The organism is Endozoicomonas sp. PH6C, assembly GCF_059322965.1.
Genome location: NZ_CP185342.1, coordinates 5221627 through 5236943, shown reverse-complemented (window position 1 = coordinate 5236943; position 15317 = coordinate 5221627). Strand labels below are relative to the sequence as shown.

At 49.6% G+C, this 15317-nt stretch carries 18 protein-coding genes; 11 read left to right on the top strand and 7 right to left on the bottom strand.

All coding sequences use genetic code 11. From position 1 onward, the window contains the following. Positions 1 to 222 precede the first annotated feature (222 nt). The 6 genes from lptB to ACOMG9_RS19235 all read right to left on the bottom strand — a co-directional run bounded on the left by lptB (position 223) and on the right by ACOMG9_RS19235 (position 5214). Positions 223 to 948 (bottom strand): LPS export ABC transporter ATP-binding protein, encoded by a 726-nt coding sequence (lptB, locus tag ACOMG9_RS19260; protein ID WP_422135068.1) that lies wholly within the window; start codon positions 946 to 948, stop codon positions 223 to 225. A gap of 100 nt (positions 949 to 1048) precedes the next feature. Next, the gene (gene lptA / locus ACOMG9_RS19255) at positions 1049 to 1636 is read right to left on the bottom strand and encodes a lipopolysaccharide transport periplasmic protein LptA (RefSeq protein ID WP_494529252.1); all 588 of its coding nucleotides are present in this window, start codon (positions 1634 to 1636) and stop codon (positions 1049 to 1051) included. Then, positions 1620 to 2192, bottom strand: coding sequence for an LPS export ABC transporter periplasmic protein LptC (gene lptC / locus ACOMG9_RS19250; RefSeq protein WP_422135066.1), 573 nt, complete (start codon positions 2190 to 2192; stop codon positions 1620 to 1622). Before lptC ends, lptA begins: the two co-directional genes overlap by 17 nt. Before the next feature lie 318 nt (positions 2193 to 2510). Continuing rightward, the gene (locus tag ACOMG9_RS19245) at positions 2511 to 3047 is read right to left on the bottom strand and encodes a KdsC family phosphatase (protein WP_448218076.1); all 537 of its coding nucleotides are present in this window, start codon (positions 3045 to 3047) and stop codon (positions 2511 to 2513) included. Then, positions 3044 to 4018, bottom strand: coding sequence for a KpsF/GutQ family sugar-phosphate isomerase (locus ACOMG9_RS19240; protein WP_422135065.1), 975 nt, complete (start codon positions 4016 to 4018; stop codon positions 3044 to 3046). The genes ACOMG9_RS19245 and ACOMG9_RS19240 overlap by 4 nt, the downstream gene beginning before the upstream one ends. 245 nt (positions 4019 to 4263) lie before the next feature. After that, the gene (locus ACOMG9_RS19235) at positions 4264 to 5214 is read right to left on the bottom strand and encodes a calcium/sodium antiporter (RefSeq protein WP_448218075.1); all 951 of its coding nucleotides are present in this window, start codon (positions 5212 to 5214) and stop codon (positions 4264 to 4266) included. A 395-nt stretch (positions 5215 to 5609) separates the two neighbouring features. On the opposite strand from ACOMG9_RS19235, the gene ACOMG9_RS19230 reads away from it, so the two are divergent. The 11 genes from ACOMG9_RS19230 to ACOMG9_RS19180 all read left to right on the top strand — a co-directional run bounded on the left by ACOMG9_RS19230 (position 5610) and on the right by ACOMG9_RS19180 (position 14117). After that, the gene (locus ACOMG9_RS19230) at positions 5610 to 6425 is read left to right on the top strand and encodes an ATP-binding cassette domain-containing protein (RefSeq protein ID WP_422135063.1); all 816 of its coding nucleotides are present in this window, start codon (positions 5610 to 5612) and stop codon (positions 6423 to 6425) included. After that, positions 6422 to 7216 (top strand): lipid asymmetry maintenance ABC transporter permease subunit MlaE, encoded by a 795-nt coding sequence (mlaE, locus tag ACOMG9_RS19225; protein ID WP_422135062.1) that lies wholly within the window; start codon positions 6422 to 6424, stop codon positions 7214 to 7216. The genes ACOMG9_RS19230 and mlaE overlap by 4 nt, the downstream gene beginning before the upstream one ends. 1 nt (position 7217) lies before the next feature. After that, entirely contained in the window at positions 7218 to 7679 is a 462-nt protein-coding gene (gene mlaD, locus ACOMG9_RS19220) for an outer membrane lipid asymmetry maintenance protein MlaD (RefSeq protein WP_422135061.1), read from the top strand. 47 nt (positions 7680 to 7726) lie between these two features. Further along, positions 7727 to 8398, top strand: coding sequence for an MlaC/ttg2D family ABC transporter substrate-binding protein (locus ACOMG9_RS19215; RefSeq protein WP_422135060.1), 672 nt, complete (start codon positions 7727 to 7729; stop codon positions 8396 to 8398). A gap of 42 nt (positions 8399 to 8440) precedes the next feature. Next, complete coding sequence (locus ACOMG9_RS19210; RefSeq protein WP_422135059.1) at positions 8441 to 8761, top strand: STAS domain-containing protein; 321 nt, start codon at positions 8441 to 8443, stop codon at positions 8759 to 8761. Positions 8762 to 8984: 223 nt separating this feature from the next. Then, the gene (locus ACOMG9_RS19205) at positions 8985 to 9248 is read left to right on the top strand and encodes a BolA family protein (protein ID WP_448218074.1); all 264 of its coding nucleotides are present in this window, start codon (positions 8985 to 8987) and stop codon (positions 9246 to 9248) included. Positions 9249 to 9273: 25 nt separating this feature from the next. Next, a complete protein-coding gene (gene murA / locus ACOMG9_RS19200; RefSeq protein WP_448218660.1) occupies positions 9274 to 10536 on the top strand; it encodes a UDP-N-acetylglucosamine 1-carboxyvinyltransferase in 1263 nt (420 codons plus the stop codon). Between the two features lie 194 nt (positions 10537 to 10730). Next, the gene (hisG, locus tag ACOMG9_RS19195) at positions 10731 to 11375 is read left to right on the top strand and encodes an ATP phosphoribosyltransferase (RefSeq protein WP_422138759.1); all 645 of its coding nucleotides are present in this window, start codon (positions 10731 to 10733) and stop codon (positions 11373 to 11375) included. Between the two features lie 78 nt (positions 11376 to 11453). Further along, on the top strand, positions 11454 to 12758 hold the full coding sequence (gene hisD, locus ACOMG9_RS19190) for a histidinol dehydrogenase (RefSeq protein WP_448218073.1): 1305 nt from the start codon (positions 11454 to 11456) through the stop codon (positions 12756 to 12758). Next, complete coding sequence (locus ACOMG9_RS19185) at positions 12724 to 13467, top strand: TVP38/TMEM64 family protein (protein ID WP_448218072.1); 744 nt, start codon at positions 12724 to 12726, stop codon at positions 13465 to 13467. The genes hisD and ACOMG9_RS19185 overlap by 35 nt, the downstream gene beginning before the upstream one ends. Before the next feature lie 74 nt (positions 13468 to 13541). Then, complete coding sequence (locus ACOMG9_RS19180; RefSeq protein WP_422472185.1) at positions 13542 to 14117, top strand: hypothetical protein; 576 nt, start codon at positions 13542 to 13544, stop codon at positions 14115 to 14117. 7 nt (positions 14118 to 14124) lie between these two features. Here ACOMG9_RS19180 and ACOMG9_RS19175 read toward each other — a convergent pair whose 3' ends face one another. Beyond that, complete coding sequence (locus tag ACOMG9_RS19175; protein ID WP_448218071.1) at positions 14125 to 15252, bottom strand: S1C family serine protease; 1128 nt, start codon at positions 15250 to 15252, stop codon at positions 14125 to 14127. Positions 15253 to 15317: the final 65 nt, after the last annotated feature.

Genomic DNA, 15317 nt, shown 5'->3' with positions numbered 1-15317 from the left:
GAGGGTGCCAGATTTGATGCCATCAGCGCCTGACAGTTATATCTCAGTGTCTGCTCATTATTTTGATTGGGCTACTCTCCATGTCACTGGGATTATAATCACATCTGAAGCTTCGGGAAAGTGATTCATCAAGTCAGCCATGCAACATTCAGAACAAGAGTATGAAAATAAATCAGCTCAACATCTTTGCCCGCTTCTTTCGCGAGACCAGTCAAGAGATGATCAGAGACTGAACTGATGCCCGAGATAAACGTCACGAACCTTTTGATTAGCCAGGACAGTCTGACTATCACCCTCGGCAATAATAGTGCCTTCGCTGACAATGTAGGCCTTCTCGCAGATATCCAGTGTCTCCCGGACATTGTGGTCGGTAATCAGGACTCCGATGTCCCGGGCTTTCAGGTGCGTGATAATGGCCTTGATGTCACCAACAGAAATGGGGTCAACACCGGCAAAGGGTTCATCGAGCAGAATAAATTTTGGGTCAGTGCAAAGAGCTCGGGCAATTTCTACCCTGCGCTTTTCACCACCGGAAAGGCTCATACCCGGATTGTCCCTGATATGATTGATATTAAACTCTTCCAGCAATGACTCCATTTTTGCGATGCGATCTTTCCGGGAAAGGTCGGAACGGGTTTCCAATATCGAGAGCAGGTTATCGGTGACCGTCAATTTCCTGAAAATAGAAACTTCCTGTGGCAGATAACCTACGCCAGCTCTGGCCCGGCCATGCATAGGTTCGTGAGTTAAACTCTGGCCACTAAGGTCAACCTGTCCACCGTCTGCTTTTACGAGACCTACAATCATGTAGAAGCAGGTAGTTTTACCTGCCCCGTTGGGGCCAAGAAGTCCGACAATTTGACCACTGTCGACAGCCAGAGATACATCTTTGACGACCTGTCTGCCTTTGTAGCTTTTACTGAGATGTTCTGCCTTAAGCGTTGCCATCCGGAGTTTGTCTTCCTGTTTAAAAGTTAGCTGTCGTTTTTCTGGCAGCCCTTTCAAGCCTGTTCAGTCGTTGAGCAGTGAGTGTAATGGGATATTAGTACTACTGCTTGCTCTCAGGTTTGGGTTGGTAAATCATTTTGACCCGACCATCCGGGTTGCTTTTGTTCTCGCTGCCCTTGGCATTCACGGTCTGTTTGGTCAGGTCATAATCAATACGTTCACCTGTGAAGGTATCACCCTTCTGGGTCAACTGCGCCTGTTTGATCAGTTGGATCTTATCGCCAGCCACCTGATAATCGATAGTATGACCCCAGGCTTTCAGAATGCCTTGATCATCAGGTTGCTGTTCTTCGTAGTAAGCTCTTTCCTTGTCGCCTTCTGCCACAATTTTTTTAACTTCCTGCTGGACGGAATAGATGGTCACCTTGTCTCCGGTAATTCGGGTGGTGCCCTGAATCATCACAACATTGCCTTTATAGATGGATACACCTTTCTTGTTATCGATATCGGCGGTGTTGGACTCGATCTCAATAGGCTTCTGCCGGTCAGATGGCAATGCTTGTGCCATGACTGGAAGCAGAACCGCGGCCCCCAGCATCAGGTAATATTCGACCCCGCTGCGACGACTCTTTCTGTCTGGCCGCTCATTTGGATCAAGGCGCTTGGCCTGTTCATGGCTTTGGCTCATGAAATCCTCTTACCCTAGACTTGAGTTTAACCAGACTCTCCTTGAAGAAAGCCTCCATACCAATGGCGCGCGTACGTCCAGTGTCGTTGGTGATCAGTACCGGTCGATCAGTGACTGCCAGATCCTTTTCAGAGTATATGGTCATGAAATCAGTGTCTATTCGAACCTTACTACCATTGCCGAGGTTCGTCTGGGTCATCACCACATCATCCCAGAGCTCTATATCCTCGCTGCCGGGCAACAGTTTGCCATAGAGGGCGTCGGCCACCATGGGTTTTCCGGGGGTATTGAAATTCTCCAGATGAGGGGTTTGCAGCAACGTTGTGTCATTGTGCGGGTAATGGGTGATACTGTCTGAGACCAGTATGTAATCCAGTTCGCCCTCTTTGTTGTACTGGGTGACCCTGGTGTCAATGAAATAGTAGTCAGCGTTCTCACGAACCAGAGGCTGTTTTTTCTGAACCCCAACATGGAGTTTGCTGTCATAAGCCCAATAGCCAACGCCGACCATTATCAGCATCAGAAAAGCAATCATTATCAGGTTCCGATTGGGCATCAGATCATTGGCTCCGGGTCACAATCTGGTCAGAGTCTGCAAAGGCAGATACCGACAAAAGAAGGCCATTCAGGAAAATGATGCCCGGTTTGTGCAGTCGGCAGCATTTTCGCAGCAAATGAATTCAGTTTACCATGATTTTATTTGATCATCAGGGGCTGCAGACGAATGTTTTCAAATACTAGACACTCGCTGTCGGCCTTACGTAAGAAGAGTTGAACGGTAGTGCTTTCTTGTCGTCAAAGAAACGCTTGAATGGAAAGGTATCGCTGTAATGGTGGAAAACTATCACAGCGATATTTTGGGTATTTTAACTCTCTATTTCAGGTAACTGGCCAGCATGTCATCCAGCTTGCCTTTGGCTTTAAGAATGAAATCACAAAATTCTCTGGCTGCACCTTCGCCGCCACGATTAGTAGTGATAGCAGGTGAGTGTTCACGAACGTAGTAGTGCCCGTTAGGAACGCTGCAGCCAAAACCAACCTGTCGAATGGCTGGAAGATCTGGCAGATCGTCTCCGATGTAGGCCACTTCATCCAGGCTAAGACCTTGCCCTTCTTCCTGAAGCAATTCTTTCAGAGCGACAAACTTGTCTTCGCGGCCCTGATAGAGAAAATCTACGCCCAGGTCGGAGGCTCGTTTTTCAACAAATACGGATCGACGGCCGGTGATGATGGCTGTTTTTACACCCGACTGCTTGAGCATTTTCAGGCCATGACCGTCGAGAGTATTGAATATTTTCATTGATTCACCATGCTCACCAAACAACAGTTTGCCGTCAGTGAGAACACCATCGACATCAAAAACAGCCAAACGAACCCTGGCGGCGGCAGATTGTAGTGAAGAACTGATCATACAACGCCCGCCTTCAGTAGGTCGTGCATATTAATGGCACCGATCAGTTCATTGTCATCATCAACACAGATCAGAGCATTGATTTTCCGGTCATCCATAATCTTCAGGGCTTCAGCCGCAAGAATCTCGGGGTGGATGGTTTTGCAGTGGCTGGTCATCACTTCATCAATCAGTGTGGATTTGGGGTCGACGCCCTTGTCCAGAGCCCGACGCAGGTCACCATCGGTGAAAATGCCAATGACATGGCGTTTGTTATCGACAATGGCGGTCATGCCCAGGCCTTTGCGAGTAACTTCCAGCAGGGCTTCGCTCATTGGTGTGCCCAGGGGAACTTCTGGTACCCGTCTGCCAATGTGCATGATGTCTTTTACTTTCAGAAGCAGTCGTTTACCTAAAGAGCCACCAGGGTGAGAGAAAGCAAAGTCTTCTGCAGTAAACCCGCGGGCTTCCAGCAGGGCAATGGCCAGTGCGTCGCCCATTACCAGGGCTGTGGTCGTGCTCGAGGTAGGCGCGAGATCCAGAGGACATGCTTCTTTTTCCACCCCGGTGTTGAGATGGGCTTCAGCATCTTTCGCCAGTGTTGAATTCGGGTTGCCGGTCATGCTGATCAGGGGGGTGCCCAGTCTTTTCAGCAGGGGCAATAGAGTAATGACTTCGCTGGTTTCGCCAGAATTGGAAAGAGCCAGAACCACGTCTTCATGGGTGACCATTCCCATATCACCATGGCTGGCTTCCCCGGGGTGTACAAAGTAAGCAGGGGTGCCGGTGCTGGCGAGGGTTGCAGCAAGCTTGCGGGCAATATGTCCCGACTTGCCCATGCCAACGACAATAATCCGGCCACGGCATTCAAGCATAACACGGCAGGCACTGGCAAAACTGCTGTCGATCCTGTCTATCAGGCTCTGAACAGCTTCCAGTTCCATGGTAACGGTGCGGCGACCAATTGAGATGAACGGCTCGTCAGTAGTCATATTACGTACAGATTAGTTGTGACACGGCTATTCTATAGTGCCTTTCGCCACAGTAACAGTTCGGGATTTCTGCATTAAAACCTGTGCACTATGATCAGTTCCTCCTGATTCCGATACTATAGACCTTATCGCAACCGCACGACCGCATGGATGCAGGAGCAGTTGCCGTGCAGGATAGTCTTAACACGGGCTAAAATGGAGAAGCCCGGGAGGCAGGGCTGACCGGTCAGCCCTGCCTGAAAAAGTCAGTGCTGAATGAATAACCAGGCACCATAGAGAAAGTATATTGAGAGCAGCGCAATGCCTGTCATTCTGCCCAAATGTCGAGGTTTCCGGCCAATCACGCAGACCAGGGCCAACAATATTGTCATGCCCAGCATAACAGGATAATCCCGCAGGATAACTGCCTGATCCAGTGCTCCGGGAGCTACCAGTCCGGGCATGGAGAGAACCGCCAGAAGGTTAAACGTGTTTGAGCCGATCACATTACCCAGGGCAATATCATGATGGCCTTTCAGAGCGCTGGTGATGGATGCGGCCAGCTCTGGCAGACTGGTGCCAATGGCAACAATCGTCAACCCGATCACAAGGTCGCTGATGCCCATGGCCTTAGCAATCTCGGTGGCCCCCCATACCAGTAGCTGTGAGCTGCCCAGCAACAGTAAAAGACCAGAACCCAGCATAAACCAGGCTTTTGCTGAGGACAGCTCTGGAATGTCTTCATCTTCCACCACTGCCTCATCCGGGTGTTGTTTCTGCCAGCGAATCATCAGGTAAAGGGTAATGACGAGGCCTGCCAGCAGAATCAAACCATCTATTCGACCCAGATAACCATTGGCAATGCAGAGACCGGAAATAATAGTTATCACCAACAGAAGGGGAATTTCTCTCTTGGTCAGAGCCGCTTTAACAGGCAGGGGGGCTATCAGGGCAGTAACACCCAGAACCAGGCCGATGTTGGCGATGTTTGAACCCATGGCATTGCCCACGGCCAGTCCCGGGAATCCTTGCAGTGCAGCCGATAGAGAGACCAGAATTTCAGGTGCAGAGGTGCCTATGGAGACCACTGTCAGGCCGATTAACATTCTTGAGACGTTCAGATTGCTGGCCGTAGCAGCGGCACCGGCAACAAAACGGTCTGCACTCCAGGTCAGGATAATGAAACCCACCAGGATGGCAGCAAGGGCAATGAGCATAGGATAAATTCTCTTCTCTAATTCAGGATGATTGGCTGAGATACTTTTTTTTTTACCTTGGAAGCGGCAAGATGATTTTATTCAGTCATTATTGTGTGAAAAAACCATTATCAGAAAGGGAGCAGTCATTCTCGGAACGGATCGGTTCATATAGCATTGTTCTGCCAGTCCGGACTCTAGATAAAAAAGCCCAGTCTAAGTCTGTTGATAGTGAAAAGATAGTAAAAAGCCGGTAAAGAAGCTGTTTGGATGCAGTGATACTGATAAGGATACGTTCCCACAGTTCAAAAGGTAGCTGAAAGTCGCCATAATTAGATGCGGGTTGGTGGTAAGCTACCAGGGGATGGCGGTTGCTACTGAGTGCAGTCCACACATAGACAAGGAATAGCCTTCCAATGACAAAGGCAAGTGATAACTTTATTGAGATCCGTGGTTTGACGTTTCATCGAGGCGATCGAACGATTTTCAAGAATGTTGATATCGCCATTCCCAGAGGAAAGGTGGTGGGTATTATGGGGCCATCGGGTACTGGTAAAACGACGTTATTACGTTTGATCGGACGTCAGCTTCGCCCTGACTCCGGACAGATCTTTGTGGATGGCCAGAATCTCGATCTGCTCTCCCGTGAAGAGTTGTTTCGTACCCGTCGTAAGATGGGCATGCTTTTTCAGAGTGGTGCGCTTTTTACCGATTTGTCGGTGTTTGAAAATGTTGCCTTTCCTCTGCGCATTCATACCAGACTGGCTGAGCCGATGATTCGGGATATTGTCTTTATGAAGCTGGAGGCGGTAGGGCTAAGGGGTGCCTGGTCGTTGATGCCGGCAGAACTGTCAGGTGGAATGAACCGTCGTGTGGCACTGGCCAGAGCCATTGCACTGGATCCGGCTATGGTGATGTACGACGAGCCTTTTGTAGGGCAGGATCCTATAGCCATGGGTGTGCTGGTAAAATTGATCAGAATGTTGAACGAAGCACTGAATATTACCAGTATTGTGGTATCACACGATCTTCATGAAACAGCGTCAATCTCCGACTACCTCTACCTGATAGCCGACGGTGAAGTTATTGGCCAGGGTGAGCCGAAGCGTCTTATGAATTCCAATGATTCCCGGGTTAAACAGTTTATGAACGGACTATCTGATGGTCCTGTGCCATTCCATTATCCGGCACCGGATTATAAAGAAGTATTGCTGGGTGGGGAGACCGGATGAGCACAGGTATTCTTGACAGATTATCGCAGCTCGGCCGTTTTGGGTTGGATCAGATTCAATCCATGGGCCGGGCAGGCATTTTTCTGGTACTGGCTATTTTCTCCCGAGCCGGTTTCAGTAACCGATTCTCCTTGTTGATTCAGCAGTTATACAGTGTCGGTGTCATGTCGCTGATTATTGTTACCGTGTCAGGGCTGTTTATTGGTATGGTGCTGGCCTTGCAGGGCTATAACATACTGATACGATACGGCTCAGAAGATGCCGTGGGGCAGATGGTGGCTCTCAGCCTTTTGAGAGAACTCGGGCCGGTAGTTACAGCTTTGTTGTTTGCTGGACGAGCAGGTTCGGCTCTGACGGCTGAGATAGGGTTGATGAAAACCACAGAACAACTGTCCAGTATGGAAATGATCGGGGTTGATCCACTCAAGCGCGTCATTGCGCCTCGATTCTGGGCAGGGGTGATCTCCATGCCATTGCTGGCCGCCATTTTCAGTCTGGTCGGTATACTGGGAGCTGTGATGGTTGGCGTGGATTGGCTGGGTATTTATGAAGGTTCTTTCTGGGCCACTATGCAGGCTTCGGTCAGTCTGGCGGCGGATATAGGGAATGGGCTGATCAAAAGTCTTGTATTTGGTTTTGTCGTGACCTGGATAGCGGTATTCCAAGGATATGATGCCATCCCCACTTCAGAGGGGGTCAGCAGGGCCACAACAAGGACTGTTGTTTATTCTTCGCTGGCCATTCTGGGGCTGGATTTCATTTTGACCGCTGTCATGTTTGGAGAACTCTAAGATGCGGATGAGAACGGTAGAGATAAGTGTCGGCGGTTTCATGTTGGCCGGGATGCTGGCATTGGTTGTACTGGCGCTAAAAGTCAGTGGTCTTTCATTGGAAAGCGGCAAGCAAACCTATACCGTGACTGCCATGTTTGATAACACTGGAGCCCTCAAGCCAAGAGCTAAAGTAGCCCTGGCCGGTGTCATCATTGGCAGGGTCACCAAGGTTGAGCTCGACAAGCAGACCTATATGGCAAAGGTTGATATGGAAATCGATTCCCATATAAATAACATTCCTGTCGACAGCACTGCCTCTATCGTGACGGCAGGGCTGCTGGGAGAGAAATACATTGGTATCAGCATTGGTGGAGATACTGACTACATCAAGCCCGGTGGTCGCTTCGAGGATACCCAGTCGGCTGTTATCCTGGAGGAGTTGATTGGCAAATTCCTTCTGGGTTCAGTCGATAAGGACTAAAGGCTATTAACTCCAATATATAAAGCCTGTAGAGGATGATGGAATCAATGATGAAAATGGTAAAGTCTGTTCAACAATTCATGACGACCCTGGTCTGTCTGATGGTGATGGGTGTATCTTATGCTGCGCCCGCTTTGCAGCCCCCGGAAGTGGAAGTCAGGAAGATTACCTCCGAGTTGCTGGATACTTTCAATAAGAACAAGAAGCAGTACCAGAAAGATCCTGAAGGTTTTTTCAAGGAAGTCGATCGTCTTTTATCTCCGGTGGTGGCTTTTGACCAGGTAGCCCGCTATGTCATGGGCAAGTACGCTCATCGCAATCCTGAACAGGTTGAGAAGTTTGAGTCGGTATTCAAGGATAGTTTAATCCGTTTCTATGGCAAGGCACTGTTGTCTCTGGACGACACTAGTCTGGTTATCGAGAGTGTGGATAAAACCTCACCTGAGTTGCTGAAAAAATATCAGGAAGGTCAAATCAGCCGTATACCCGTCAGGATGAAGGTTCGTACCAGCACCAACACGGTCGAGATCTTTTACTCAATGGTGCATGTTGATGGTCGCTGGAAGCTGCGTAACGTGACAATCGAAGGAATCAATATTGCCAAGCAATTCCAGAGCCAGTTTGCAGACGCTATGAAAAAGCACAAGAAAGTATCCTACGTGATAGATAACTGGGCTGCTATCATGTCCGCTTCAGCAGACGGCAGCAGTAAGAAGTAGTTTTGTCCATTTTTTTGCTATGAGCATTCAGGAATCAAAATCATGCAGCTTGAACGATTGGCACCGGGACAGTTTTCTCTTAACGGGATTGTCAATTTTGATAATGCTGTCGAGGTGGAGAGTGAGGGGCGTAAGCTGTTGGAAGAGGACGTAGCTCCCGGAGGCGTCCTGAGAGTCAGCCTTGGGCAACTGCATAAAGGGGATAGCTCAACCCTGTCTGTTTGCCTGTCCTGGATCAGGCTGGCTCAGAGTAGAGGTGGTCATCTCTGCCTTTCTGACATACCGGAGGAGCTTGCTGCCCTGGCCAAGGTCTGTGGAATAGCGTCGATTCTGCAGGAAAGCACTTGCCCTTCTGCTTCCTGATTAAATGCAAGTGAGTGACGCCCTTTTGCCTGTTTATTCGCTACCAGTCTCCTTTCGGGACTGGTCAGTACAGTCAATGTCCGATATGATCCATCGATTTGCCCGCGAGTACGTACAAAGAGTACGGGCTTGTTGAGTGGTTGTTATTTTTTCATGAAAATACTGCTGTTGGGTGGTGTTTTTGTGTTTATGCTTTTAAGGCGTGAGGCGGTCTTTCCGGCTCATGACTGTTTTGAGAGGTGAATGCATGCAAGCCACCGAAGTGAAGGCGCTGCTGGAAGAGAGTTTCCCGGGTTCAGAGGTTCTGGTAGAAGGAGAAGGGTGTGACCTTCGGCTGACCATTATCAGTGACCAGTTTGAAGGGGCCCTGCCTATCAAACGTCAGCAGATGGTGTACAAACACCTCAATGAACTGATCTCCAGTGGTGCCATTCATGCGGTGACCATGATCACCCAGACACCTTCAGAAGCGCAGCGTCAGGCCTAACCAGCGAATCACAGGTGAAACTATGATGGATAAACTGATTATCACTGGTGGTACGCGTCTGGATGGCGAAATCCGTATCTCCGGTGCCAAGAACTCTGCACTGCCTATTCTGGCAGCCACCCTGCTGGCGGATGATCCTGTTACTGTCTGCAACCTTCCCCATTTACACGACATCACTACCATGTTTGAGCTGTTTGGCTGCATGGGTATCGATCTGATGGTCGATGAGCGTATGAACGTTGAAGTTCATGCCAGCACCATCAAGCAGCTGAAAGCGCCCTATGAGCTGGTAAAAACCATGCGGGCTTCCATTCTGGTTCTGGGGCCTTTGCTGGCCCGGTTCGGTCGTGCTGAAGTCTCTTTGCCCGGCGGTTGTGCCATCGGCAGTCGACCTGTGGATCTGCATATTCGTGGCCTGCAGGCTATGGGTGCTGATATTTTGGTTGAAGATGGTTATATCAAGGCCAGTATCAGGGATCGTCTGAAAGGTGCCCGTATTTTCATGGATACCGTGACCGTAACCGGAACTGAAAACATTCTTATGGCAGCCTGTCTGGCCGATGGTGAAACCATTATCGAGAATGCTGCCCGTGAGCCGGAAGTGGTTGATTTGGCAGAATGTTTGAAAACCATGGGGGCCAAAATTGAGGGTGCTGGTACCGATGTTATACGTGTTCAGGGGGTTGAGCGTCTTAAAGGGTGCACCTATTCCGTTCTACCTGATCGAATTGAAACCGGTACTTATCTGATCGCGGCAGCTGCAACCGGAGGCCGCGTTCGTCTCAAGGACACTCAACCTGATCTGCTGGATGCGATTCTGATTAAATTGCGCGAAGCTGGTGCTTCCGTAGAATGGGGTGAGGATTGGATTGAGCTGGATATGAAAGGTAAGCGTCCGGAAGCGATTGATCTTAGGACAGCTCCCTACCCTGCCATGCCAACCGATATCCAGGCCCAGTTTACGGCGTTGAACCTGATTTCTGATGGCGTAGGCAGCATCACAGAAACCGTCTTCGAAAACCGCTTTATGCACATTCAGGAAATGAAGCGGATGGGAGCTGACGTCAAAGTAGAAGGCAATACCGTTGTGATTAAGGGGGTTGACTCACTGAAGGCAGCTCCGGTTATGGCGACTGATCTGAGAGCATCAGCCAGTCTGGTGATTGCGGGCCTGATTGCTGAAGGTGACACGGTTGTGGAACGTATTTACCACATTGATCGTGGTTATGAGTGTATTGAAGAGAAACTTCAGCAGCTCGGTGCGAAAATTCAGCGTGTACCTGCCTGATAGCATTCTGTTCATTGCAGCTATGTAGCAGGGGCAAGCTTCAAGCTTGTCCCTGCTGAGCCTCTTAGATCAGTTCTGAATCTTTCTCTCTCATAAAAGTATAAAAATCCTCAGTCGGCACGGGTGTATGACACCCACGTTATCTTCTGTTTGGTGTAAACTACGCCACTTAAAGCAAAGGAAGCCTGTCCCGGATGTCCAGTCAGATCACAATAGCGCTTTCCAAAGGGCGCATACTCAAAGATACACTGCCTCTTCTCAAGGCGGCGGGTATTGAACTAGCTGAAGACCCTGCCAAGAGCAGGAAGCTGATTATTTCTACTACTCATCCAGACGTCAATCTGTTGATTGTCAGAGCCAGTGACGTACCCACCTACGTTGAGTACGGCGCTGCGGACGTCGGTGTGGCTGGAAAAGATGTGTTGCTGGAGCATGGATCGACCGAGCTTTATGAGCCTTTGGACCTGCAAATTGCTCAATGCAAACTCATGACTGCTGGTAAAACCGGGCATGAAGAGCCAACAACCGGTCGGGTCAAAGTAGCGACCAAGTTTGTGAATGTTGCCAGACGCTACTATGCATCCCAGGGGCGTCAGGCCGATGTTATCAAACTCTACGGTTCTATGGAGCTGGCGCCACTGGTGGGCCTGGCAGATATCATTGTTGATGTCGTGGATACCGGTAATACCTTGAGGGCCAATGGGCTGGAGCCAAGAGAATTGATCACTCAGGTATCCTCCAGGCTAGTGGTGAACAAGGCTTCCATGAAAGTGAAGTTTGAAGCCATTAATGCACTGATTCAGCAGTTGAGAGCTGCTGTAGACGCCCAAACCCATTAACTGCCATGACGGAAGAGCGTTTTTGTTCCAATCCGGGATGAAAAGTTTTTATGATAAAAAGTGCGACGGAGTAATACGATGACGGTGAATCCTGTACAACTGAGCTACGGAAACCGGGATTTTAATGAGCAGCTGGGTCTTCTACTGGCCTGGGATAGTGTCTCTGACGAAGAGGTTCAGCATCGTGTTAAGCATATCATCGCCGAAGTGCGCTCCCGTGGTGACGAGGCTCTGGTAGAGTTCACCCATCGTTTTGATCGCCTTTCTGTTTCCGGTATGGCAGATCTTACTCTGGGAGCAGAGCAACTTCAGAAAGCGCTGGAAACCATCCCGCAGGAGCAGAGGCAGGCTCTGCAAACAGCGGCCAGCAGAATCAGAAGCTATCACGAGCGACAGGTGCAATCTTCCTGGACTTACCAGGAAGAGGACGGAACCGTGCTTGGACAACAAGTGTTGCCTATGGATCGCGTCGGTCTCTATGTGCCCGGAGGGAAGGCTGCCTACCCTTCATCCGTAATGATGAATGCCATTCCGGCTCATGTTGCTGGCGTAAAAGAAATTATTATGGTGGTGCCCACACCGGATGGTGTAGTCAATGACATGGTGCTTGCCGCTGCCGCTGTTGCTGGCGTCAAAAAAGTGTTCACCATTGGTGGAGCTCAGGCCGTGGCTGCTCTAGCCTACGGTACAGAAACCGTTCCCGGCGTCGACAAGATCGTTGGCCCTGGCAATATCTATGTCGCCACCGCCAAGCGTGAGGTGTTTGGTCAGGTGGGCATTGATATGATCGCAGGTCCATCGGAAATCCTGATCCTATGCGATGGTCACACGGATCCGGACTGGATAGCCATGGATCTGTTTTCACAAGCTGAGCACGATGAAGACGCTCAGTCAATTCTGGTGTCTCCGGATCAGGCTTTTCTTGATCAGGTTGTAGCAAGTATGCGCCGCTTGTTGCCTGACATGGAGCGCAGGAAGATCATTGCAGAATCGGTGAATAACCGAGGCATTATGATCCATGTTCCGGATATGAAAGCCGCCTGTGAGGTCAGCAACCGAATTGCTCCCGAACATCTGGAGTTGTCTGTAGAAGATCCTCAGGCTTTGTTGTCTGATATTCGTCATGCCGGTGCTATTTTTATGGGTCGTTATACGGCCGAAGCCTTGGGTGACTATTGTGCCGGTCCTAATCATGTATTGCCCACATCCGGTACGGCCCGGTTTTCCTCCCCGCTGGGGGTTTACGATTTTCAGAAGCGCTCTTCACTGATTCACTTTTCACCCGAAGGGGCTTCAGAAATAGGTAAAGTGGCTTCTGTAATGGCAAGAGGAGAATCCCTGACAGCTCATGCCCGTTCAGCAGAATACCGCATCAAGAAATGAAGCATCGACTTCTGGTGTGTCGTTGTTATCACTCTTCAGGAAAAACAGAAAGCCTGTTATAGCTGCGCTTATGCTCAGCTGTACACCACTACTATTCAGTTCCTGGGCGGCTTCACTGTTAATCCGGTATCAGGTTGACCTTTCAGCCCTCAGTGTTGGGCAGTGGTTACCTTTCTTTCTATTGAGTGCTGTGACCATGGCTCTGGCTCTGACGCCCAGCACTTTTGTGGCACTGGTAGCCGGTTTTTTTCTTGGCTGGGATGCTATTCCCTATGTGTTGTCAGCTTATCTGATGGCTTCAGTAATGGGCTATTGTGCGGGAGCACTTCTGGATGGTGGACACCTGATGCATACCTTTCGAAACAGCCCGCGTGTCAAAAAAGCACTGAAAACCCTCAATGCCAGTGGCTGGAGCCTTATGTTTCTGGTCAGGCTTTCGCCCGTTTTGCCTTTTGCATTAATGAACCTGTTGATGCCCGCATTGAAAGTCCCGTTTTCGGTTTTCCTGCTAGGTGGGTTCCTTGGCATGTTGCCCAGAACGCTTTTCTCCATCTGGCTGGGTCTCGGAACCTACGACATTGTTTCCCTGATGAATAGTGAAGCATTAGCGTCTCAGTCAAGCTGGTTGGTCATGCTGCTGGTCGTCCTGTCTGGTGCAGGGTTGTTCTTTCTACTGAATCGTGCGGTAAAACAGGCAAAGACGATATAACAGGAAGAGTATCAGATGAGCTTTCTCACTAACTGCTATGTTTGTCACTCTCAGTCGAATAAAGAGGGGCAATTATGTGTAGGACTGTTCTGCGGCCACTGCTTGGAAGTGTATGTCTGATTTTAATGTGTCTCAATAGTTGGGCTCTGGGCTATTCTGAAACAGAAGCCGTTTGTCACGTTTCTGGAAAAAAAGTGTGTGTGACTGTTGAAAAGACCACTTCTTATGAAAAGTGGCTTTGGTTTTCCACATCATGCGATTTGAGGTGCGAGTATTATCATGATGCTTTTGTGGAACAGTTTTTTCCGCTGGAACATCTGAGCGAGTTTGATGGTTTCGGAATAAATCTCCGAAAAAAATCAGATGGCAGGCTGGTTTGGAGTCATTACATGCTCGGCAGAGGGTATAAAAAGCAGGCTTTGATCGTCGAGATAGAAGTGACGAAGGAGGATCGCTTTGAGAGTCCTGAAGGCAAACTGTTTAACCAGCTGTTATTAGAAGATCTGTCGAGACTCCAGCCTGTAACCCCGGAATTATTGAAACGTCACAGCACCAATTACAGGGGATGGCTTTGGTGGGGGCTGGGTCATACTGTGAGTTTATTTTCTGGTTTTTTTGGTTCCTTTTTATTTCTGGCTTTAATGTCATAAACCTGAATCAGTTGACCATATTGGGTCGGGTCGCGACAACCGCCTTCATTTCAAGAGGGTGGTTGTTGCGCAGAATTTGTAGGGTGACTTCACTCCCGGGTGCTTCCTGAGCAACCATATTCATGACCTTCCTGCCATCATTGGTGCTTATGTTGTTGATGGCCATCAGAATGTCTCCACGTTTCAGGCCGGCCAAATCTGCTGGACCATTGTCGTAGACACCCGAAATCAAAATGCCAACATTGCTTTCAACACCGTACGCTTGCGCCAGTCGACTGGTGAGTGGCTGTGATTCTATGCCCAGCCAGCCTCGCACAACACGACCGTATTTGATGATGGACTGGGTGACAAATCGTGCCATGCTGGAGGGAATCGCAAAGCCAACGCCTTCATTACCTCCTCCTCTGGAAAACAGCAGCGTGTTAATGCCCACTAATTCACCACGGGCGTTGATCAGGGCGCCCCCTGAGTTACCCACGTTGATGGCGGCGTCGGTTTGAATAAAATCTTCATAAGTATTGAGACTGAGGTCATTCCTGCCAGTAGCGCTGATAATCCCCATGGTGACTGTTTGACCCAGTCCGAAGGGGTTACCTATAGCCAGAACCACGTCCCCAACCTCGGTCTGGCCAGAATCGGCCAGATCCAGGCTGGGTAAATCGTTTAAATCAATTTTCAGTACTGCCAGATCCGTCTCTGGGTCCCTGCCGACGATGGTTGCGGATTCTTCTCTGCCATCTTTCAGCACAGCCACAATACGGTCAGCGCCATCAATAACGTGATTATTAGTCAGCAGGTAGCCATCAGGGCTGATAATGACTCCGGAGCCGAGGCTGGTTTCTACCTTGGCTCTGCCAAGGTTGTTTTCTGTGAAGGGACTTTTCGGCATTCTGGAGGGGCTGGATTCATTGATCAGTGTGGCGGTAGCAATGTTAACCACGGCAGGTGCTGCTTCCTTGACTGCCGAGCTGAAGGAAACCTCACCAATGCCCAATAGTTGTTCGCCTCTGCTGAGCAGATTACTGAGACTCAAATGGGGCAGACCCAGCCATTTCGGAGCAAGCAACATCACCAGCAAGGCAACAATCAGGCCTGACAGGGCGGGATAGATGAGCTGGTTGAGGAGTCTTTTCATGATCTGCTTGTCAATGATTGTGGGCCGAGATTTCTGCTGCTGGAAATAAAAATTCTTGAAGCCCG

Bases quoted from the DNA above. Each gene is read 5' to 3' on its own strand.
- lptB (WP_422135068.1), bottom strand. From the start codon at position 948: ATGGCAACGCTTAAGGCAGAACATCTCAGTAAAAGCTACAAAGGCAGA.
- lptA (WP_494529252.1), bottom strand. From the start codon at position 1,636: ATGAGCCAAAGCCATGAACAGGCCAAGCGCCTTGATCCAAATGAGCGG.
- lptC (WP_422135066.1), bottom strand. From the start codon at position 2,192: ATGCCCAATCGGAACCTGATAATGATTGCTTTTCTGATGCTGATAATG.
- ACOMG9_RS19245 (WP_448218076.1), bottom strand. From the start codon at position 3,047: ATGATCAGTTCTTCACTACAATCTGCCGCCGCCAGGGTTCGTTTGGCT.
- ACOMG9_RS19240 (WP_422135065.1), bottom strand. From the start codon at position 4,018: ATGACTACTGACGAGCCGTTCATCTCAATTGGTCGCCGCACCGTTACC.
- ACOMG9_RS19235 (WP_448218075.1), bottom strand. From the start codon at position 5,214: ATGCTCATTGCCCTTGCTGCCATCCTGGTGGGTTTCATTATCCTGACC.
- ACOMG9_RS19230 (WP_422135063.1), top strand. From the start codon at position 5,610: ATGACAAAGGCAAGTGATAACTTTATTGAGATCCGTGGTTTGACGTTT.
- mlaE (WP_422135062.1), top strand. From the start codon at position 6,422: ATGAGCACAGGTATTCTTGACAGATTATCGCAGCTCGGCCGTTTTGGG.
- mlaD (WP_422135061.1), top strand. From the start codon at position 7,218: ATGCGGATGAGAACGGTAGAGATAAGTGTCGGCGGTTTCATGTTGGCC.
- ACOMG9_RS19215 (WP_422135060.1), top strand. From the start codon at position 7,727: ATGATGAAAATGGTAAAGTCTGTTCAACAATTCATGACGACCCTGGTC.
- ACOMG9_RS19210 (WP_422135059.1), top strand. From the start codon at position 8,441: ATGCAGCTTGAACGATTGGCACCGGGACAGTTTTCTCTTAACGGGATT.
- ACOMG9_RS19205 (WP_448218074.1), top strand. From the start codon at position 8,985: ATGACTGTTTTGAGAGGTGAATGCATGCAAGCCACCGAAGTGAAGGCG.
- murA (WP_448218660.1), top strand. From the start codon at position 9,274: ATGGATAAACTGATTATCACTGGTGGTACGCGTCTGGATGGCGAAATC.
- hisG (WP_422138759.1), top strand. From the start codon at position 10,731: ATGTCCAGTCAGATCACAATAGCGCTTTCCAAAGGGCGCATACTCAAA.
- hisD (WP_448218073.1), top strand. From the start codon at position 11,454: ATGACGGTGAATCCTGTACAACTGAGCTACGGAAACCGGGATTTTAAT.
- ACOMG9_RS19185 (WP_448218072.1), top strand. From the start codon at position 12,724: ATGCCCGTTCAGCAGAATACCGCATCAAGAAATGAAGCATCGACTTCT.
- ACOMG9_RS19180 (WP_422472185.1), top strand. From the start codon at position 13,542: ATGTGTAGGACTGTTCTGCGGCCACTGCTTGGAAGTGTATGTCTGATT.
- ACOMG9_RS19175 (WP_448218071.1), bottom strand. From the start codon at position 15,252: ATGAAAAGACTCCTCAACCAGCTCATCTATCCCGCCCTGTCAGGCCTG.